This is a genomic window from Roseateles sp. P5_E11 (assembly GCF_054049355.1).
On the sequence record NZ_JBFUMO010001098.1, the window covers coordinates 1 to 886 of the forward strand.

General features: G+C 60.4%; 1 protein-coding gene. It reads left to right on the forward strand.

Translation table 11 applies throughout. The features are described from left to right. Positions 1-797: glutamate--tRNA ligase (locus ACXJKR_RS33680; protein WP_457326565.1), on the forward strand; the 797-nt coding region annotated here is incomplete at its 5' end. Between the last annotated feature and the right edge of the window lie 89 nt (positions 798-886).

Consider the following 886-nt stretch of genomic DNA (forward strand, 5'->3'; position numbering starts at 1 on the left):
TCAGCCATGTTTTCCGCGGCGACGAGCACATCAACAACACGCCCTGGCAAATCAACATCTTCAATGCGCTGGGCGCACCGCTGCCGCAGTTTGGACACCTGCCCATCATCCTGGGTGACGATGGCCAGAAGTTGTCCAAGCGCCGCGGCGCTGTCAGCGTGACGGCCTATGCCGACGGTGGCTATCTGCCCGAGGCCATGCTGAATTACCTGGCCCGCCTGGGCTGGAGCCATGGCGACGATGAGTTGTTCACGGCCGAGCAGATGGTGGCGTGGTTCGATGGCTCGCATCTGTCCAAGAGCCCCGCGCAGTGGGACCCGGCCAAGCTGGACTGGGTCAACGGCCATTACCTGAAGCAGATCGATGAGGGCCGGCTGGCTGATCTTGTCGTCACGCAACTCAAGGCCAAGGGTATTCAAGCCACGGTAGAGCAGGTCCAGCCCAAGGTCGGTCTGTTCAAGGATCGCTGCGCGACGGCCGCCGCACTGGCCGATTGGCTCGCGATGTATTTCGCGCCCGTCATGCCATCGGTCGAGGATCTTGCGGCTTACATCACCGATGCCGTGCGCCCGGCACTGGCTGTGCTGGCAGAACGACTGTCGGCCATGACCGACTGGAACAAGGCCGGCATCCAGCAGGCCTTGAAGGAAACCCTTGCGGCCACCGGACTGAAGATGCCGCAGTTGGCGGTACCGGTGCGCGTGCTGGTGTGCGGGCGTTCTCAGACCCCGAGTGTGGATGCCGTGCTGGAGCACTTCGACAAGAAAAAAGTCCTCGAACGCTTGCATTCCATTTGAATTTCGTCATATACTCTTGGTCTCGCTTGAACAGCGCTGTTAACGAAGAGACTGACAACAGTCAACTCGAAAACACGGGGGTATAGCTC